At 63.0% G+C, this 18564-nt stretch carries 16 protein-coding genes and 1 tRNA gene; 9 read left to right on the top strand and 8 right to left on the bottom strand.

Annotation, left to right across the window (positions count from 1 at the left end; genetic code table 11):
• Positions 1 to 7: 7 nt before the first annotated feature.
• The 8 genes from BFE01S_RS04100 to BFE01S_RS37285 all read left to right on the top strand — a co-directional run bounded on the left by BFE01S_RS04100 (position 8) and on the right by BFE01S_RS37285 (position 8572).
• Complete coding sequence (locus BFE01S_RS04100) at positions 8 to 1624, top strand: acyl-CoA ligase (AMP-forming), exosortase A system-associated (protein WP_028224507.1); 1617 nt, start codon at positions 8 to 10, stop codon at positions 1622 to 1624.
• Positions 1621 to 2829 (top strand): pyridoxal-dependent decarboxylase, exosortase A system-associated, encoded by a 1209-nt coding sequence (locus BFE01S_RS04095; protein ID WP_028200452.1) that lies wholly within the window; start codon positions 1621 to 1623, stop codon positions 2827 to 2829. Before BFE01S_RS04100 ends, BFE01S_RS04095 begins: the two co-directional genes overlap by 4 nt.
• A 24-nt stretch (positions 2830 to 2853) precedes the next feature.
• Positions 2854 to 3954, top strand: a complete 1101-nt coding sequence (locus tag BFE01S_RS04090) for an acyl-CoA dehydrogenase family protein (protein ID WP_028200453.1) — start codon at positions 2854 to 2856, stop codon at positions 3952 to 3954.
• A 1-nt stretch (position 3955) separates the two neighbouring features.
• Positions 3956 to 4564 (top strand): GNAT family N-acetyltransferase, encoded by a 609-nt coding sequence (locus BFE01S_RS04085; RefSeq protein WP_028224506.1) that lies wholly within the window; start codon positions 3956 to 3958, stop codon positions 4562 to 4564.
• Positions 4561 to 5625 (top strand): beta-ketoacyl-[acyl-carrier-protein] synthase family protein, encoded by a 1065-nt coding sequence (locus tag BFE01S_RS04080; protein ID WP_028200455.1) that lies wholly within the window; start codon positions 4561 to 4563, stop codon positions 5623 to 5625. The genes BFE01S_RS04085 and BFE01S_RS04080 overlap by 4 nt, the downstream gene beginning before the upstream one ends.
• Positions 5622 to 6548, top strand: coding sequence for a 3-oxoacyl-[acyl-carrier-protein] synthase III C-terminal domain-containing protein (locus tag BFE01S_RS04075; protein WP_028200456.1), 927 nt, complete (start codon positions 5622 to 5624; stop codon positions 6546 to 6548). Before BFE01S_RS04080 ends, BFE01S_RS04075 begins: the two co-directional genes overlap by 4 nt.
• A 397-nt stretch (positions 6549 to 6945) precedes the next feature.
• Positions 6946 to 7641, top strand: a complete 696-nt coding sequence (locus tag BFE01S_RS04070; protein ID WP_028200457.1) for an autoinducer binding domain-containing protein — start codon at positions 6946 to 6948, stop codon at positions 7639 to 7641.
• Positions 7642 to 7807: 166 nt separating this feature from the next.
• Positions 7808 to 8572, top strand: coding sequence for an acyl-homoserine-lactone synthase (locus tag BFE01S_RS37285; RefSeq protein WP_081833266.1), 765 nt, complete (start codon positions 7808 to 7810; stop codon positions 8570 to 8572).
• Between the two features lie 2 nt (positions 8573 to 8574).
• Here the strand turns inward: BFE01S_RS37285 and BFE01S_RS04060 are convergent, their stop codons facing one another.
• Positions 8575 to 9141, bottom strand: coding sequence for a hypothetical protein (locus BFE01S_RS04060; RefSeq protein WP_025496095.1), 567 nt, complete (start codon positions 9139 to 9141; stop codon positions 8575 to 8577).
• 600 nt (positions 9142 to 9741) lie between these two features.
• Between BFE01S_RS04060 and BFE01S_RS04055 the strand changes: the two genes are divergently transcribed.
• On the top strand, positions 9742 to 10638 hold the full coding sequence (locus BFE01S_RS04055) for a hypothetical protein (protein WP_028200459.1): 897 nt from the start codon (positions 9742 to 9744) through the stop codon (positions 10636 to 10638).
• 169 nt (positions 10639 to 10807) lie between these two features.
• Here the strand turns inward: BFE01S_RS04055 and BFE01S_RS42520 are convergent, their stop codons facing one another.
• The 7 genes from BFE01S_RS42520 to BFE01S_RS04025 all read right to left on the bottom strand — a co-directional run bounded on the left by BFE01S_RS42520 (position 10808) and on the right by BFE01S_RS04025 (position 18539).
• Positions 10808 to 11038, bottom strand: coding sequence for a helix-turn-helix transcriptional regulator (locus tag BFE01S_RS42520; protein WP_025496093.1), 231 nt, complete (start codon positions 11036 to 11038; stop codon positions 10808 to 10810).
• 334 nt (positions 11039 to 11372) lie between these two features.
• A complete protein-coding gene (locus tag BFE01S_RS04050; RefSeq protein ID WP_028200460.1) occupies positions 11373 to 12578 on the bottom strand; it encodes a tyrosine-type recombinase/integrase in 1206 nt (401 codons plus the stop codon).
• 159 nt (positions 12579 to 12737) lie between these two features.
• A tRNA-Ser gene (locus BFE01S_RS04045) sits at positions 12738 to 12831 on the bottom strand.
• Between the two features lie 173 nt (positions 12832 to 13004).
• Entirely contained in the window at positions 13005 to 14255 is a 1251-nt protein-coding gene (locus BFE01S_RS04040) for an aspartate kinase (protein ID WP_028224505.1), read from the bottom strand.
• Positions 14256 to 14851: 596 nt separating this feature from the next.
• Positions 14852 to 16285 (bottom strand): tRNA lysidine(34) synthetase TilS, encoded by a 1434-nt coding sequence (gene tilS / locus BFE01S_RS04035; protein ID WP_028224504.1) that lies wholly within the window; start codon positions 16283 to 16285, stop codon positions 14852 to 14854.
• Between the two features lie 43 nt (positions 16286 to 16328).
• Positions 16329 to 17300, bottom strand: a complete 972-nt coding sequence (locus tag BFE01S_RS04030; protein WP_028224503.1) for an acetyl-CoA carboxylase carboxyltransferase subunit alpha — start codon at positions 17298 to 17300, stop codon at positions 16329 to 16331.
• 219 nt (positions 17301 to 17519) lie between these two features.
• On the bottom strand, positions 17520 to 18539 hold the full coding sequence (locus tag BFE01S_RS04025) for a DNA-3-methyladenine glycosylase family protein (protein WP_028224502.1): 1020 nt from the start codon (positions 18537 to 18539) through the stop codon (positions 17520 to 17522).
• Positions 18540 to 18564: the final 25 nt, after the last annotated feature.

Raw genomic sequence — 18564 nt, 5'->3', positions numbered from 1 at the left:
TCCGGCCATGAGAAACCTCCTTGATCTTGTCCAGTCGGCAGCGCGCCGCACACCCGATGCGGAATCGCTCGTCTGCGGTGACGTCCGCCTCACCTACGGCCAACTGCTGCAACGCAGCCATGCCTTCGGACAGGTATTGCCTTCCCTCGGTGTGGCTCCGGGCGAACGCGTCGCCATCTTTCTCGACAAGCGCGTGGAGACTGTCGTGTCGATGCTCGGCGCCTGTGCCGCAGGATGCGTTTTCGTTCCGGTGAATCCGCTCCTGAAACCGAACCAGGTGGCTCACGTGCTTCGCGACAGCAGCGCCCGGTGCCTCGTGACCACCGCATTGCGCGCCCGCTCCCTGGCCGCTGAGGGCGTTGCGCCGGTGTCCGATGTCATCCTCGTAGACGAACCAGACCAGGCTTCGTCTGATCAGCCGACCGGGGTCAGGATTCTCCGCTGGCCAGACTCCATCTCCAGCCCCCACGACGCGCTGGTGCCGGTCTCGGCCGTAACATGCATCGACACAGACCTCGCAGCCCTTCTCTATACATCCGGCTCGACGGGATTGCCCAAGGGCGTGATGCTCAGCCACCGGAACCTGCTCGAAGGTGCCTGGAGCGTCGCCGAGTATCTGCGGCACGATCCGTCTGACCGCATTCTTGCCGTCCTGCCCCTGAGCTTCGATGCGGGCCTCAGCCAGCTAACCTCGGCGTGGTCGGCAGGCGCGACAGCAGTGCTGCTGAACTACCTCACGGCGCACGATGCTGTCCTCGCGTGTGAGCGCGAACACATCACCGCGATCACGGGTGTCCCGCCATTGTGGATGCAACTCACGGGCGCAACCTGGCCAGACTCGGCGCGCAATAATCTGCGTTACTTCGCGAACACAGGAGGGCGTCTTCCGCTGCCTGTACTGCAGAAACTGAGGGCGGTGTTTCCGCAGGCCACGCCGTTTCTGATGTACGGGTTGACGGAGGCGTTCCGCTCCACATTTCTCGACCCCGCGGAGGTTGACAGCCGCCCCGACTCGATCGGCAAGGCCGTGCCCAATGCGCGGGTGCTCGTCGTCCGCGAGGACGGCACACCGTGCGCTCCGGGCGAAGCCGGCGAGCTTGTACATGTCGGCGCATCCGTCACGCCAGGCTACTGGAACGATGCTGCGCGCACCGCGCAACGCTACCGCCCTTCGCCTGAAGCAAAGCCGGGCGGCGCGCCGCGTGATATGGCGGTGTGGTCCGGGGACCTCGTGCGGTGCGACAGCGAAGGTTTTCTGTATTTCATCGCCCGCAACGATGCGCAGATCAAGAGTTCAGGCTACCGGATCAGCCCGGAAGAGATCGAGGAAATGGTCCATGCGAGCGGCCTTGTCGTGGAAGCCGTTGTGCTGGGCATCCCGGATGACGAGCTTGGTGAAGCGGTTGTGCTGCTCGTCGTTCTCGCCGGTGATTCAGACGTCGAAGAGTTACGCGACTGGTGCACGCAGCGCCTGCCGCGTTACATGGTTCCGCGACATATTGCTAGTTATCCGGATATTCCTCGCAACCCCAACGGAAAATTCGACCGGGCGGCACTGCGCAGCGAGGTCGCGTCGTCCGGCCTTGCCTCCCTCGCGCGCGATTCAGGGGAGAAACCATCATGAGTCTCACCTTCATCAGGCGTCCCCCCGGGCTGCAGTTCGGCGGCCTCGACGTGCGCCAGCTGGCCGACCGCGCCGGGCGTACGCCATTCTTCGCCTACGACCGCTCTGCGATCGATACCCGCGTGCGGGAACTGCGCAGTCTGTTGCCCTCCGGCATGCACCTTCACTACTCGATCAAGGCGAACCCGATGCCCGCCGTGATCCACTACCTGGCCGAGCGGGTCGACGGGTTCGACGTTGCCTCCGCGCAGGAGATGGCGCTGGCGCTCGATGCGGGTACCTCCCCAAAGGCGATCGGCTTCGCCGGGCCGGGCAAGTCTCACGACGACCTACGGCGCGCGGTGGCCAGTAGCATCAATATTCACGTCGAGTCGGAAACCCAGTTGCGGCTTGTCACCGCCCTTGGGTGGGAGCTGGGCGTGCAGCCCAACGTGGTGATCCGCGTCAATCCCGATTTTCAGGCCGGACACAGCGGCATGCGCATGGGGGGCGGCGCCGCGCCGTTCGGCGTTGATGTCGACCAGGTTCCGGCACTGCTGCGCGAACTCGAAGCGCGGGAAGTCGCTCTCGCGGGCTTTCACGTCTTCTGGGGCTCGCAGTGCCTGCATGCGACAACCATCATCGAAGCCCAGCGCCAGAGTGCTGATCTCATCCTTCGACTTGCGAGCAGTCTGCCGCAACCGTTGCGGTTCGTGAATCTCGGCGGCGGCTTCGGCATCCCCTACTTTCCGGGCGATACCCCGCTCGATGTAAAGGCTGTCTGCAAGGCGATGCAGGACTGGCTGCCGCCGCTTTGCGAACGTCTGCCCGGAACGACGCCGATCCTCGAACTCGGTCGTTACCTCGTGGGCGAGGCCGGCATCTACGTGTGCCGCGTCATCGACCGGAAAGTGTCGCGCGGCAGGACGTTCGTCATCACGGATGGCGGACTGCATCATCACCTGGCGGCCTCCGGCAACTTCGGCCAGGTCCTGCGCCGTAACTTTCCGGTCGTGCTCGGCAACCGTCCCGACAGCGCGCCACGCGAGCAGTGTCACGTGGTCGGCTGCCTCTGCACGCCGCTCGACCGTCTTGCGGACGAGGTTGAACTTCCCGAAGCGCACATCGGGGATTTCGTGGTGGTGAAGCAATCGGGTGCCTATGGCCGCTCGGCGAGTCCTGTGCATTTTCTCAGCCACCCGGAACCCGTCGAAATGCTCGTGTAACACCTCACCATCCGGAGAAACGTCATGCCATTCCGTCAATCCGTGGTCACAGACCTCGCGCCCGGATCCTGGGCACTCAACGACGGGCAGCAGGGGCTGGTTACGGCCGCAAGACAGTTCGCGCGTGACCGCCTCGAGCCACTGCTGGGTGGCGCGCCTGACTCCGCCCGGTGGGACGAAACGGTCCGACTTGCCGCGGCACTCGACCTCGCGACCATGATCCTCCCGGAACAGAGGGGCGGCATGGATATCAGTCGGCACGACCTTGCACTTGTCATTGAGCAGTTCGCAGCAGGTCCGCTCGAACGGGCCGCCGAACTGACACTCAGCAGCGCCGCACTGATGACGCTGCGCAAATACGGTGCACTCGACCTGCTACCCGATCATAATATCCAGCATTACCTTGATGGCACAACGTCGATCGCACCGGGCATCCCTGACGTCGACGCTTCGGGTTTCTGGGTGTTGCGCCGGCACGCATGCTCGCAGGCAATGATGGTCCGGATGGACGGTGAACGTCCGCAGCTCGTGCTCGCTACGCTGACCGAGAGGCGGGACACCGGGCGTTGCTCCTCCGTTGCCCTGCCAGGGCCGCTTTCCATCGAGCGATACACCACTGTGCCGGCAGGCGATACGCCGCTGCGGGTTGTGTCCAACGGCGCGACCGCAGAAGGCAATCTGGTACGGCAGTGGCTTGTCGACGCAGCCACCTACTTTGCTGCGCTGCTGTCGGGCGCCGTCCAGCAGGGCGTGACCTTCGCCCTTGCCTACAGCGCCTACCGGCAGACGTTTCGCAAGCCAATTACCGCGCACCAGCTCGTCGCCGTACGGCTCGCCGACATGCTGATATCGGCGCACACCATTCACCTTTTCCTCAGGTCCATTGCAGCACGCGATCCGCAGCCGGATATCGCGCCCGTGCGGTCCATGGCTCACCACATTGCCACCGAGGCATTGGACGTTGCGCGCGAGCTTGTGCAGCTTTGCGGCGGTCATGGCTATGTGGAAAGCCTGCCGCCCGCTGCACGGTTCCAGACGATGCACTGGTTTGCGATGCTGTTGATCAAGCTCGAAGCCGGACTAGGCGCGCTCGCTGCGCCAGACGTCCACCAGCGGGAGAGTTGACGTGAGCAGCCAGGACCCGGCTGCCGAACCCGCACATCGCACTGACGGATCCCACCAGACGGGCGGAGAATCCGGTTCATGCTGGCTTCGGGAGCCCGACTCGGACGATGTCAATGACATTGCTGCCTGGCTCGCCGAACAGCACATCAACCAGTGGTTCGATTTCGGGCAGGGCCGACAAACGCTTTCCGTGCCGGCCGTGCGGTTCATGATCCAAGGCGGTCGGCACCGCATACGCATGTTTGGGCCCGCGGGCCACGAGGCCGCAAGCGGCCTCGTGGCCGCCAGCGACCTGGCGCATGCATTCGGCACCGGCTCATTTTGGGTGCTGCGCGACAGCCGCCGACCAGCCTGCAGGGACATGACATTTACCGCGTCCACCAGGCTGCTGCGCGAGGCGTTCGAAGCCGACCGGCTGCATTGCATCACCGCGTGGGCCGTAGAGTGCAACGTGCGCTCGCGACACCTGCTCGAGCGGATCGGCTTTCGCCTCGTCGGGCTGCAGCGCGATTGCCACGTCATGCATGGCTCGCGGTATGGACGCGTACACTATGACCTGCTGCCGGCCGATCTCGCCGCCGACACCGGCTCACCCCAGCGTGGCGCATGAAGCCGCCCGTCATCACCGCAGTGACGGCCTGGGTGCCAGACGCCCTCCCCCTGTCCCGATGGACGGCAATAGAGTCGTCGCTGCGCGCGACCGGGCATCCCGGCTGGGACGCCTGGATGCGGTCCTGGCACCCCGACTACGGGCACTGGCTGGAGGCATGGCCGGGTGTGGAGAACGCCGGTTCGCCCCCCGTGCACCTAGCGGGTCTGGTAACGCCCGAGATGAACTGCAAGGTGCCGGTTGAGACCGTTACCGATCTGTCAGGGCTCGCCGCAAAAGTGACAAAAGCGATCTGTCACGCACGCCCGCCGCACTCACGACCAGTGGAGGTCATAGTGTTCTGTCACAGCAGCCTTGATGAACACGTTTCAACCACGATTGCCGGACGCCTGTGTGCCGAAGTCGGTACACCATGCTTTCCTTTTTCGATCTCGCAGCAACACGGTGTATCGCCATTCACAGCATTGCGGATCGCATCCGACCTGTTCATCGCCGAGCCGGACATCCACACGATACTCATTGTCGCCGCGGAAAAGTGGCGTCCACCGTTTTCCAGAATGTGCGGACCCGGCATCGTGCACGGTGATGCCGCAGGTGCGCTGCTGATCGAAAGGAACCACCAGGCAGGAGCTAACCTGCAACTGCTCGATGCTGTAACCCGGCAGGTTCCCGTTGACATCGGGACCCTTGCATCTGGGATCCCCGATGCACCCAGATTCGCCCTGGTTTCGATGATCGAATTCCTGCTCGCCCGGCACGACCTCCGTCACGAGGATATTCACGAGGTCATTGGGCATCCGGGCACTCCGTCGCTCACACGTGCAGTAGGGGAGCTTCTCAACCGACCCGATGCCCGAGTGGAGCATGCGGTTTGCGTTCATCTCGGCGCGGCCGAATCCATCGTAAGACTTGCGCAGGCGCTCACCCGTGCCACCGGTCGCCAGCGACGCCGCCTGCTGCTATGGAGCTACGGCACCCGCGGCTTTATCGGCACGGCTCTGCTGGAATTGTGCGGAACGCCCTCCCTCTATTGGCGGGACGGTGTCCGGTCCGTCTCATGATCCCCGATCTCGGGATACCGCACGTCGCCTTTCATCTTCCCCAGCGTGTCGACGACGTCCGGGACTGGGGAAAGCGAACCCGGCAGAAGACCGCCACCGTGCAGAACCTGGAGCGGGCCGGGATGCGTTACTACCGCAATGCGAACGGACAGACCGCAATTGGACTTGCGGCCAGCGCTATCCAGCGTCTTCTGCTCGCCTCCAGTATCTCACCTCGTGAAGTCGACTGCATCGTCTACGTGCACACGCTCCAAGGCAGCATCGCGCCACCACCGCAGTCGCTGCCCGGCCTGCTCTGTGACCGGTTCGGCTTCACGAACGCGGAAGCTTTCTCGTTCGCGCAGCAGCACTGTGCATCCGCACTTGGCGCATTGCGCGTGATTCGCGCGATGTTCATTGCGCGGCCCCACATGAAACGGGTCCTGCTTGTCGGCGCCGACGTGATGCCGCTCGACTCTGAGAGGTTAATGAAAGCAGAAGGAATTCTGGGCGACGGTGCGTTTGCTGCATTCGTGGAGCGCGACGCCGCCGTTAACCGCCTGCTCGCGATCGCGACACACGCCAGCGGCCAAGGTTGGCGTGGGGTACTGGCAAATGACCAGCCGCGCCTGGCGGCGCAGAACTTCTTCACGGCGCGACGACTGATCACTGACACAGTGCAGCTGACACATTTCAAACCGGGCGACATTCAGAAGATCCTGCCCCACCACCTCGATCTGCCTGCGTGGCACGGCCTGCTCGATTCACTTCGGATCCCACAGGACCGGCTTTTCGCAGAGAATTTTGCCCGTATTGGCCACGTCACCGTCAGCGACGCGTTCATCAATCTTGCCCAATGTCATGGACTGGTGCCAGATAAGCCGCTCCTGCTCTTTGCACGGGGCGTCGGAGGGTTTTCAGCAGCAGCGCTGCTGGTCCATTAGCCGACCAACTCAGCCCCACTTCGTCCGCTTGCCCCAGTCGCGCGGAAATTAGCCGCAATCGCTTGCATGAACCATCCGGCGGCAATCTGCAGACTATAATAAAAGTTGAATGCGCCCGGACGAATGCACGTCCAGTTGGCCATTGTTGGTGCCGTAATCTGCGGCAATCGTATGCGGGCTTCTGACTGGCCTCTGACCGCCGGAAACGCGTGTCGCATGAACCGCACCGTCGTTGCGCGCAGGCCGCGTTCTCATGTGACCCCTGGCGTTCCAGACGCTGTGGGACAGCGCCAAGGTAGCGAACATGGAACATGTGTCTCGACGCCGTTCAAAAAAGGGACAGCACAGGCCCTCACCCAGATACGATCGTCTGCAAACTGGCGCGCCGGCGCCGGTCGTGCGTCTCGCACGTGCCACCGACATTCCTTCCCTCGTCGAATCTTTCGGCAATGTGGCTGGGAAACTCGGCTTCCCGAATTACGTGATCAGCCGCGTTACACGGAGCCGTTCGACAAGCAACCGGCGAACGGTGCTCGAGATGATCGGCTCACACTATCCGCAGGAGTGGGTGCGGCACTACCAGCGTCGGGACTATGCGTCTACCGACCCCGTTCATCGGGCCGCGTTTTTCCAGTCGGTGCCCTACCGGTGGCACGACATCGCCGGGTTGAACAAGGCCGAGCTTCGTCTGCTCGACGAAGCGAGAGAGGCCGGGCTACCCGCGGGACTCAGTATCCCGCTCCACCAGTCGGATGGCAGCATTCTTCTGTTCAACCTGTCCGGCCCTCCGCATTCCGTCAACGACGCAATCAACTCCCGGCTGGCATACCTGATCAGCGCGCAGTTTCACTTCGAACTGCATCGCCTTGCGCAGATACCTTCAAGAAGAGCGGCACACCTGCTTACACCACGTCAGCTCGAATGCCTCACCTGGGTCGCCCGGGGGAAAACCTCGGCCGAGATTGGCGAAATCCTCGGGCGCTCGCGCTATACCGTTGACTACCACATCGACCTGGCGATGGAGGCTCTCAACATCCGCAGCAGGACGGCCGCTGCAGTCCACGCGACCGTACTGGGCATCATAAAACCCTGAATCTGTCTGTCCTGCAATTCCAGCGCACGTTCAGCCCGTCGCCGTATATCCGGCGTGCGTTCGTGCACGCTCGCACGTACTTGTCGACACCCTCCCAAAGCTCCGAGTTTCTGGGCCACATACACGCTGATAGCGTCGCATCAACGGCTAACATCAGGAGAAGCCCATGTCACACATCCTTGCCGGCAGGCTTGATGACCTGCCATCGGATATCCGTCACCATCTCGGAGCCTTCCGCCACAAGGTCTTTGTCCAGCGTCTGCACTGGGAAATACCCGGCGTGTCCCACGATGCGACGAGCGAATGGGATGAATTCGACGGAGGCAGTACCGTACACCTGGTCGCACTGTCCGCAGACGAAGAGGTTTGCGGTTGCGCGCGGCTCATGCCGACTACGGGGCGCTATCTGCTCCGCGACGTGTTTCCGGAACTTACTGGCCCTGGCTCGCTGATTTCGTCACCTTCGATCTGGGAGCTGTCGCGATTTGCTGCGTCAGGACTGGCAGACCCTCGAACCGGCTTAAACTCGGGCATGTCGTTGCTCCCATACGCGATGGCGCTTGCCCGCTCGTTCGACGCCAAGCGCCTGATTGGCGTGGTCTCGCGCCCCGTTGCACGTCTGTACCGGCGCTTCGGACTCGATCTGCGGGATATCGGCGCTCGCACGGCCCCGAGCACCGTCGATATCGTTGCGTGCTCAATCGATGTGGAAGCTGCCACGTTCCACAAACTCCGGTGCGATCCTGTCACGCTCCTGGACTCTATCACCCGTTTCGGCCAGCTTTCATCTCCTCACACCGGTTTGTCGTTTGATTCGCGTCGCACCGACGCGGGTGCGCATTCTCCGTACACCAATGGCGATGAACCTCTCACAGCAAGCGGTAGCGAAACAATGCGCGCGCAGGCGACAATCCGGACGACTGGCGTCTAACATTAGCGCATCCCTGCAGGGCGGCAATGGTGCCGGTTATCGCCCTCCTTGATCCAGTCCGGTCTGATCGCCGACGCGTAGGCTTGGGCGCTACGCGAGGCCTCTCCATTCGCCTGTGAGCTCAGGCCCAGGCGCTCGTCGATCGCGCGCGCGACGGTCGCAGACTTCGGGAAATGATCGTGATCGCATTCCGCCCAGAACGTATGCATTGCGTCGAACAGGACCGACAGTATCGAAGTCATGTAGGGCAGTCTGACGACGATGCCCTCCGCCGTAGAGCCACCACCGGCTTCATCCCGTTCGTCCAATGGATTGTCCACAAGCATCGCGATCCGCAGCGACTCGAGTTCACGCTGCAGGCGATCTTCGAATGAATAATGAACAGTCGCCGAATGCGCAAGTGCTCTGCGCAACTCGCAAAGTTGCTGGTCCTTCATCGCCATGCATCGGGTTAGCCGATGGACCTCTGCTTCGGCCCGCCGCAAACGCTGATCGGGAGCAGCGTTTGCAGACGAAATCGGTGGGGCGCTCTCCATCGCAGCGACTGTCCATGCATCGACCTCTTTCATGATATTCCTTGTCTCAAATGCACATGCCTATGAGGTTGCCGCTACCCCTTTTCTCTATCCCGTGCGAATGGGAAAAGGCCTGGCTTCTCCGGCCACGGGTCAATCATGATGGACATCCGTGACGGAGTTATCGGGCTCCACCCACGTATCTTTTTTCGGTTTTCTCAGACGAAATATCAACTGCGAAAAACGGCAGGGTCCGCCTTATCTGAGGCTGCCCGATGCTCTCAAGATCCGGCGACCCGTCGCTCCTTTGCGCACCCCGACACCGGGGTCCGATAATTCTCCGGCCTCGTAATTCCCACGGCGACGCCTGCGACCACAACTCGCAAACAGCAGCGACTGCCATTCGCAAATCCGAGCTCGAGACAGACCTGCACCAACCGATCCTGCCCGAAATCCATAAGAATCCCAGCACAATCCACGCCGCACCCAGCGCGTATCCGGTAAACAGGTCGATCAGGGCAAGTGACTACCAGCGCAGCGACCGACTATGCATTGTGAGTAATCCCCACACGCCTTGCTGAATTCGCTAAAGCTATTCCCTGGGCCTGCCGAAAAAGCAGTTACAAATCTGCCTGACAAGGACCAGACCAGAAAATGAAAATACCTGAGTTCGCTTTTCCCACCGGCCTTGACAGTATGGCCAGGACTGCAACTACCCTCACCAAGCTTGGTATTTTTACTGGTGGTATTTGCATCGTCGCGTACTCACTGAAAATCGGCTACTTTCCGCAGGATCTGTCCATTGGAGACGGTGCGCTATTTCTCATGGCAGCGGGTTGCTTTGGCATCGTCTACGCCTTCTTTGTAGCCTGCCTCGTCTCGTTGGGTATATTCTTTTCGCCATTAGTACGCATACCGTTTAATGCATTCATTAAAACCCTGAATCGATTCAGCAAACGAAAAAGGCCTCCCGCGCATGAATTGGCGCCCTTTGACTGGATCACCCTTCTGTTCGCGATCTTGGCCGTCATCCTGATCCTCGCCTTCGGAAAACAGGAACAGACTGCATACTGGAACCTTCCGCTGCTGTCGATCGCGCTGTATTTTTTTTATTCCATCTTCCACTCTTCAGGAAAGAAGCTGCGTGCCATCCACTCCGTCCAGAACGCCATCCTGCATACAGAAGAGAAGGACAAGCTCTCGAAGCTCGGCAACCCCGAGCATCTGCGGCGCAGCCAGTGGTTCAGCCTCGCTGCCATTGTCGTCATGCCGCTTCTTCTGGGTCATGTATCCGGCCAGCTTCTGGACGCAGCCATGCGCTTCGGCAAGATACGGATCGAGCACCCCACGATCTACGTCAAGTCGCCGTACGCACTGATGTTGCCGAAAAACCTGGTGCCCGCGGAGCACGCGAGTCTCGCTGACTACACGAGGTTTGACGGCACTGTCGTGCTGTTTAACGGATTCGGCAAGAACAGAGTCATATCATTCCCCGACGCCGGGGCAGTCAGGACAATACGGATTCCAAACGAATATATAATCGTCGAATAGCTCATGAGGCCGTCGGGCCGCGCCTGCGGTAACAACCCGGCCTCGGGGCTGCATGGACCATCCACGGCTGTGCCCTACCGCATGTTCGGGCCGGAGTCAGCCCACGCCCACCGCCCGACTCGACAGAGCATGAAGCCTGCCATGACGTAGCGAGCGTGCGTCGGACGGATCATCTTGACACACGGGTGCCCGCCACCTTGCGGCTTGCGATCCATGCGTCAATCTCGCTTTCATACCACGCTACCCTTCCGCCGCCAATCTCGACTGGCCTTGGAAACTTGCCTGCTGCCAGATACCGGTAGACTGTGCTCGCCCCCAGGCTCACTCGCATGCGCACTTCAGGGAGGCGAATAAGGCGCGACTTCGCGCTTTCGTGGCCGCCAATATGCTCGTCGTTCATCACGCTGGTCCTCCTGACGATGTCCGGGTGCCGCCGGACAGCCCCAGACTAGCGTGCTGCCGTAATCACATCAAACATACGGTCAGGAGAAACATTGCTACGGTGCAGGCTGGCCCACGGTCGCGAACGTCCCGTGGTTACCCTGCAGTTCCCACCCGCCAGCAACCACCGGTCGATTCTTGCCCCAGCATTCGGCTCCCGGAAAAAACCTCACTATTTCGGAGGAGCAGCTCCGACACGACCAGAGCCACGCGACCGTGAATCACCGACACCGCCCGTCACATCCGGCGTGGAGTCAGCCCTGCGCTGGCATTCGAGCGGAGTCCCAATTCAGCTACCCCTTCACCGCACAGAAAGCCGCCCAGTCGTCCATCATCTGTCTGCGCCGCTGGAACATGTCGCCGCGGCGATAGGCGGCCTCAACCTTGTCGTCCACGGTGTGCGCCAACGCCATCTCCGCCATCTCGTTGGGATAGGTCGTGCATTCCGCCGCCCAGTCACGGAATGTCGAGCGAAAACCATGCACGGTGAGGCCCGTGCGTTTCATCCGGCGCAGAACCGTGAGCATGGCCATGTTCGACAGCGGCCTGCCCTTCTTCGCGCCCGGAAACACCAGGTCACCGTCCGCCTCTTCAAGCAGCCTGCGCACCAGTGCAAGCGCGCAACCAGACAGCGGAATCCGGTGTGCCCGTTCGGCCTTCATCCGATCTGCCGGCACCGTCCATGTAGCCGCATCCAGATCGAATTCATCGCGGACCGCACCAATGACCTCGTTTGTCCTGGCTGCGGTCAGGATGAGCAGTTCGAGCGCCCGTGCAGCGAGCCCGTCCTGCGTCCGCAGTGCCTTCATGAAGGCTGCCGATTCCTTGTACGGCAAAGCGGCATGGTGCTGGACCTTCCGTACTTTTGTGCGTGCAGGCAGGATCTTGTCGAGGTGACCTTTCCACCGTGCGGGGTTCTCCCCTTCGCGGTAGCAGTGCACAGTGGCCCAGTCGAGCACCGACTCAATTCTTCCGCGCACACGACTGGCCGTCTCGGGCTTCGTCCGCCAGATCGGCTCGAGCACGCTCACGATGAGCGCCGTTTCGATGTCCCGTGCGGGAAGCGATCCAATGATAGGTGACGCATAGGTGGCCAGCGTGTTCTCCCACTGCGCGACATGCTTTTCGTTCTTCCACCCTGCACGGTTTGCCTTGATAAATGCCTTGGTGCATTCATCAAATGTCCGGCTGCGCGCTGCGGTCGCGAGCTGCTGCGCCCGCTCGGCACGGCGGGCCTCGATCGGATCGACGCCCTCAAACAGCATCCTGCGACAGCGCGCGGCGAGTTCGCGTGCGTCGGCAAGCGAGATGACATGCAGTGGGCCCAGGCCCATCTCGCGCAACCGTCCCTCGCGCCGGAAGCGGTAGACCCATGAGCGCGTACGCGCCACCGATACCTGAAGGTACAGACCACCACCGTCGCAGTAGTGGCCTGGCTTCTTCAGGCGCGCGACGCCGAGCGCCGAAAGACGGTGGATGGAACGCGGGTTTGTGCTCATGGCGACCTCCTCTGTACCCATACTACTACCCATACTTCTGGTTGCAATCGGGAGGTATGGAGCGGGAAGGTCCGGCACAAGAAAAAACCCCGGAAGGCCCATGTGGCAGCCTTCCGGGGTCTGGTCCGGGACATTGTGGAATGCCCCGGGGGGTGCTCCTGGCGGAGACGGAGGGATTCGAACCCTCGATCCAGGTTTTGGCCCAGATGCTCCCTTAGCAGGGGAGTGCCTTCGACCTCTCGGCCACGTCTCCCGAAAATTTCGCTCGCACCAGGGAGGCAGCGCGACGAAGCCAAGATAATAGCGGGTTAGCGCGTTCCGGTCAATTTTTGAGACGCATTTTTTGCAGTCTTTTCTGCAAGTGCGCCATAACCGCTGCGCACTGCGCCCCAAAACCGGTAAAACCTGTCACGCGCGCGTCACGCTTCAGGCGTGTTCGAGATCGAACGCCTTATGCAACGCGCGCACGGCGAGCTCCATGTACTTCTCGTCGATCAGCACCGAGATCTTGATTTCCGAGGTCGAGATCATCTGGATGTTGATGCCCTCTTCCGAGAGCGTGCGGAACATCTTGCTCGCCACGCCCACGTGCGAACGCATGCCCACGCCCACCACGGAAACCTTCGACACCTTCGGGTCGCCCAGCACCTGTTCGGCGCTCACGTGGCCCTTCACCTGGTTGTTGAGCACATCCATGGCGCGCTGGTAGTCGCCGCGCGGCACCGTGAACGTGAAGTCGGTCTTGCCGGCCACGCTCTGGTTCTGGATGATCATGTCGACATCGATGTTCGCGTCCGCCACCGGGCCGAGGATCTGATACGCGATACCCGGCTTGTCGGGCACGCCCATCACGGCGATGCGGGCCTCGTCGCGCTGGAACGCGATACCCGAAATGACTGCTTTTTCCATGGTGTCGTCTTCTTCAAAAGTAATCAGGGTGCCCGACTTCATTTCTTCGGCGAGGTCCATCATCGGGTCGGTCAGGCTGGAGAGCACACGCGTCTTCACCTGATACTTGCCCGCGAATTCCACCGAGCGGATCTGCAGCACCTTCGAGCCGAGGCTGGCCATTTCCAGCATCTCTTCGAAGGTAATGCGGTCGAGCCGGCGCGCGTCGTCCACCACGCGCGGGTCGGTCGTGTAGACGCCGTCCACGTCGGTATAGATGAGGCATTCGTCGGCCTTCAGCGCGGCGGCCACCGCGACCGCCGAGGTGTCCGAGCCGCCGCGGCCGAGCGTCGTGATGTGGCCTTCGGGGTCGATGCCCTGGAAGCCCGTGATCACGACCACCTTGCCCGCGTCGAGATCGGCCAGCACGCGCTCGCCGTCGATCTCGTTGATGCGCGCCTTGGTGAAGGAGCTATCGGTTTTGACCGGGACCTGCCAGCCGGTGTAGCTGATCGCATCGACGCCGGCTTCCTGCAGCGCGATCGACAGGAGGCCGACGCTGACCTGTTCGCCGGTCGAGGCAATCATGTCGAGTTCGCGCGGGTTCGGCTGGGGCGAAAGCTCTTTCGCGAGACCGAGCAGACGGTTGGTTTCGCCGGACATCGCCGAGGGCACGACGACCATCTTGTGGCCCGCCTTGTGCCATTTGGCAACGCGTTTGGCAACGTTCTTGATGCGCTCGACCGAGCCCATCGAGGTGCCGCCGTATTTGTGTACGATGAGTGCCATTGTCGTTCTGAACTGGAGATGTTACCGCGCTGGCGCACTGAAAACGGCGCCGCCCGAGGACGCGATGCCACGGCGGCAACAACGCTTTAGCGCGTGCAGCACGCGCGGATTTGCCCGCCGGTGAAGGTGCGGCCAGCTGCGCTCAGGTACGCGCGCGACGCGACACTTCACTCGCCCCGCGACGACATTCCTGCAACCGATCCTTGCGAAACTTCAAGAGGTCTTTGAGAGACGCTCGAGAGCCGAAGGAAACGCCGCGCTGTGGCTTGGCTGTTGCGTGACTATGGCTGGGCGTTGCCGGATACCGCCTGCTTAAGATGCGCAGGATGCTTGGGACACTTAAGACGCGGCATTCGAAACCAACGCGCACGCCACATCGGCGCTGCTTTTGGCGGCACCGTGAATGCGAAGAAACGGGCTGGGCAAACGAAATACCCTACCCGATCGGGGCCAAAATTACAAGCCGAAATTGGGCGAGCGCGGGCCAAAAAGGCTTGTGCAGCAAGGATTTGCGCGAAATGGGCTTATCGATTGAACCCTTATTGCGCATTTACGCCCGATATCCTCAAGAAAATCGGGCTCGAACATTCGCACCCTCAGGCGATCAGCAAATCCTCGCGCCATTCAATGCGGCGCCAGTGCCCGCCAGGGGCATCGTCCCAATCGGGAAACGCCGCGCGATTCACACCGACGTGCGGAACGAACAGCAGCGTCTCGCCGCTGTAGAGAAGCGGCACGTCGCGCTCCCATACGGGAATGCCGTGCGCCTGGAACACGTGCTTGAGCGTGCGGCTCACGCTCGCTCCGGCATCCCGCACGCGCTCTCCCCCGCTGCGTTCGCGCGCCACGAGCGGCGCGCGGGTCAGCAGCGCTTCGGGCACCGCGTCGGGGTCGCCTCCATCGGCATGGGCGAAGACAAAGGAGCCGCGCCAGCCCGGCAGACGCCAGACTTCCTCGCCGCGCCAGAGCAGTTCGACCGGCGGGCGCGCCGCGCGCGGCGCTTCGGTCTCGCGCACCTTCTCCCAGAAAATCGCGCCGCGATAACAACGCAGGCGCCACCCCGCATGATCGACACGCAGCGCATGGTCGCCCGCGTTCGCAGACTCTCTTCGCGCGATTTCGCGCAACTGGCGCAACGCGTCGGCCATGCGTGCGCTCGAAGCCGCCGGCAGGCCGAGCGTGCGCATCCAGTAGCGCAGCACGTTGAGCGCCCGTTCGTCGTCGAGCGCGAGCAGGGGTTCGTGCGCAAGCGACTTGCCGTCGGCGCCGGTCGCGATCGGCGCGATGTCGATCTGCGCAAGCGCGTCGAGCAAGCGCTGCGCCGAAGCCGCGTGCACCGCCGTGCGCGCGAGCGTGTCGCGAAAGCCGGGGAAATGCGCGCTCAGTGCAGGCATCACGTCGTGGCGCAGCGCGTTGCGGGCGTAGCGCGTATCGGCATTGGATTCGTCTTCGATCCAGCGCACGTCGTGCGCACTCGCGTACTGCTCCAGTTGCGCGCGCAACAAGGCGAGCAGCGGCCGCACGCGCGGCACGCCTGCTGCCGGCGCGCGCGCCGGCGCCATCGCCGCCAGCCCCGCGAGACCCGCGCCGCGCAGCAACTGCAGCAGCACCGTCTCGGCCTGATCGTCGGCATGCTGCGCGAGCCACAGCGACTGCGCGCCGTGAGTGGCACACATCGTTTCGAGCGCAAGATAGCGCGCGTCGCGCGCCGCCGCCTCCACGCCAGCGGCAGCGGCCGCAGCCGGCGCGACCTGCACGCGCTGCGCGTCGAAGCGCACGCCCAGCGCGCGCGCCGTCGCCGCGCAATGCAGGAGCCAGGCATCGGCATTCGGGCTCAGGCCGTGATGCACGTGCAGCGCCACGCAGCGCGACGCGCCGGCCGCCCGCACGGCCGCATCGAGCAGCACGGACGAGTCGAGGCCGCCGCTATAGGCAATCGCAATGCGGCTGTCGTCGGGCAGCGTGGAAAGCACGACGCCGAGCGCATCGAGAACGATGCGCTCGGCGTCGGAATCGGAATGGGCGTTCACTGAGGGGAAGGCGCTCGCGCGCCCCTCGGTCAGACGCGAGGCGTTACGCGCCCGGCGTCGTTTCCTTGAATTTGCCGTAGGCCATCAGGCGCTCGAAGCGGCGCTCCTTCAGGTCGGCAATGCTCATGCCCTGGAACTGGCGCAGCGAGTCGGAAAGCGCACGGCGCAGCAGCGCGGCCATGCCCTTCGGATCGCGATGCGCGCCGCCAAGCGGCTCGTTGACGATCTTGTCGATGAGGCCCAGCGCCTTCAGGCGATGCGCGGTCAGGCCGAGCGCTTCCGCGGCTTCCGGCGCCTTCGCGCCGCTCTTCCACAGGATCGCCGCGCAGCCTTCCGGCGAGATCACCGAGTAGGTGGAGAACTGCAGCATCAGCACCGTGTCGGCCACGGCGATCGCAAGCGCGCCGCCCGAACCGCCTTCGCCGATCACCGTCGTGATGATCGGCGTCTTGAGCTCGGCCATCACATAGAGATTATGGCCGATCGCCTCCGACTGGCCGCGTTCTTCCGCGCCGATGCCGGGGTACGCGCCCGGCGTGTCGACGAACGAGAAGATCGGCAGGCCGAACTTCTCGGCAAGACGCATCAGGCGCTCGGCCTTGCGATAGCCTTCGGGGCGCGGCATGCCGAAGTTGCGCGCGGCGCGCTCTTTCGTGTCGCGGCCCTTTTGCTGGCCGAGCACCATGCAGGCCTGGCCGTTAAAGCGCGCGAGGCCGCCCACGATCGACAGATCGTCCGCATACGAGCGGTCGCCATGCAGTTCGTGAAAGTCGGTGAAGAGTTCGTGCACGTAGTCGAGCGTGTACGGGCGCTGCGGATGGCGCGCGATCTGCGAGACCTGCCACGGGCTCAGATTCGCGTAGAGGTCCTTCGTGAGCTGCTGGCTCTTCTTCGAGAGCCGGTCGATCTCTTCCGAAATATCGACGGCCGAATCGTCCTGAACAAAGCGCAGTTCTTCGATTTTCGCTTCGAGTTCAGCGATCGGCTGTTCGAAATCCAGAAACGTGGTTTTCATGTGGTGGAATCCTTGCACTTACCGGCAGCGCGTATTCTAACCGCGACTGGCAGCGTCGAAATCGCCTCTGATCTATCGGTCAAGCACAGTCGATAGCCAAAGCCTCGGGCGACTCCGGGAGGTTCAAATTAGGGGCAAAATCAGCACGGCGCCCGCCCGGCGGCCCGCGACGGATCGCGACGGGTCACGGCAAGCCGCGGCGAAACCCGCCCGCGCCGCTCAGGCGGGCTCGAGGCTGCGCCACATGTACCAGGTTGCGACGGTGCGCCACGGCTCCCAGTTGGCGGCCACTTCGCGCGCCTCGCTGCGCGTGACCGGCTCGCCGCTGAAATAGTTGACGCTGATTGCGCGGATGAGGCCGAGGTCGTCGAGCGGCAGCACGTTCGGGCGCGCGAGGTTGAAGATCAGGAACATCTCCGCGGTCCAGCGGCCGATGCCGCGGATCTGCGTGAGCTCCGCGATCACGGCTTCGTCGTCCATCGAGGTCCATTTGCCCACGTGCAGCGCACCCGAAACGAAGTGCTGCGCGAGATCGAGGATGTACTCCGTCTTGCGCTTCGAGAGCCCGCACGCGGCGAGCTTTTCGTGGCCGAGCTTGAGGAACTGTTGCGGCACGAGCTTCGGACACGCATCTTCCACGCGCCGCCAGAGCGCCTGGGCCGCGGCCGTGGAAACCTGCTGGCCGACCACCGAGCGCGCGAGCGTGACGAACGGATCGTCGCGGCTCAACAGATGCACGGGGCCGAACTTCGGAATCAGTTTCTTGAGGATGCGGTCGCGCTTGACGAGATCGGCGCAGGCACGCTCCCAGTAATCGGGGCGCTGCACTTCGAGTTCGAGTTCGAGCGCGCCGGACGATGCCGCGGCACGCTCCGCCGCATCGAGCGTGGCCGCGCCGTCGGGCTGCACTGCGGGCACGGCATGCAGCGCTTCGGCATCGAGCGCGACGTGCACGCCATTGGCCTTCGTGCGTGCCGATTTCGCGCTTGCCGCTTTCGGTGCGGGCCGCGCTGCGCCATTGGTCTTCGCGTCGCTTTTCGCCACGCCCTTCGTCGCGCTTTTCGCCAGTTTCGCGGCAGTGCGCTCGCCCGGCGCCGTCTTGCCGTCGAGCCCGCTCTTTGCCGTTTTTGCCGCATTCGCAACCTGCGCCGCAGCCGTGCCGCGCGCCGTGCGCCTGCCCGCTGCCGCGCCCGTTAGCGACGCAGACCGCCTGGCCTGCGTCTTCGTGGCCATTGCCATCCTGCCTCCTGCCTCGCGAATCGAT

This window comes from Paraburkholderia ferrariae NBRC 106233, from assembly GCF_000685035.1.
In the GTDB taxonomy this organism is placed as follows: Bacteria; Pseudomonadota; Gammaproteobacteria; order Burkholderiales; family Burkholderiaceae; genus Paraburkholderia; species Paraburkholderia ferrariae.
The sequence above is the reverse complement of the archived record's forward strand: the minus strand, read 5'-3'. Positions and strand labels throughout refer to the sequence as shown.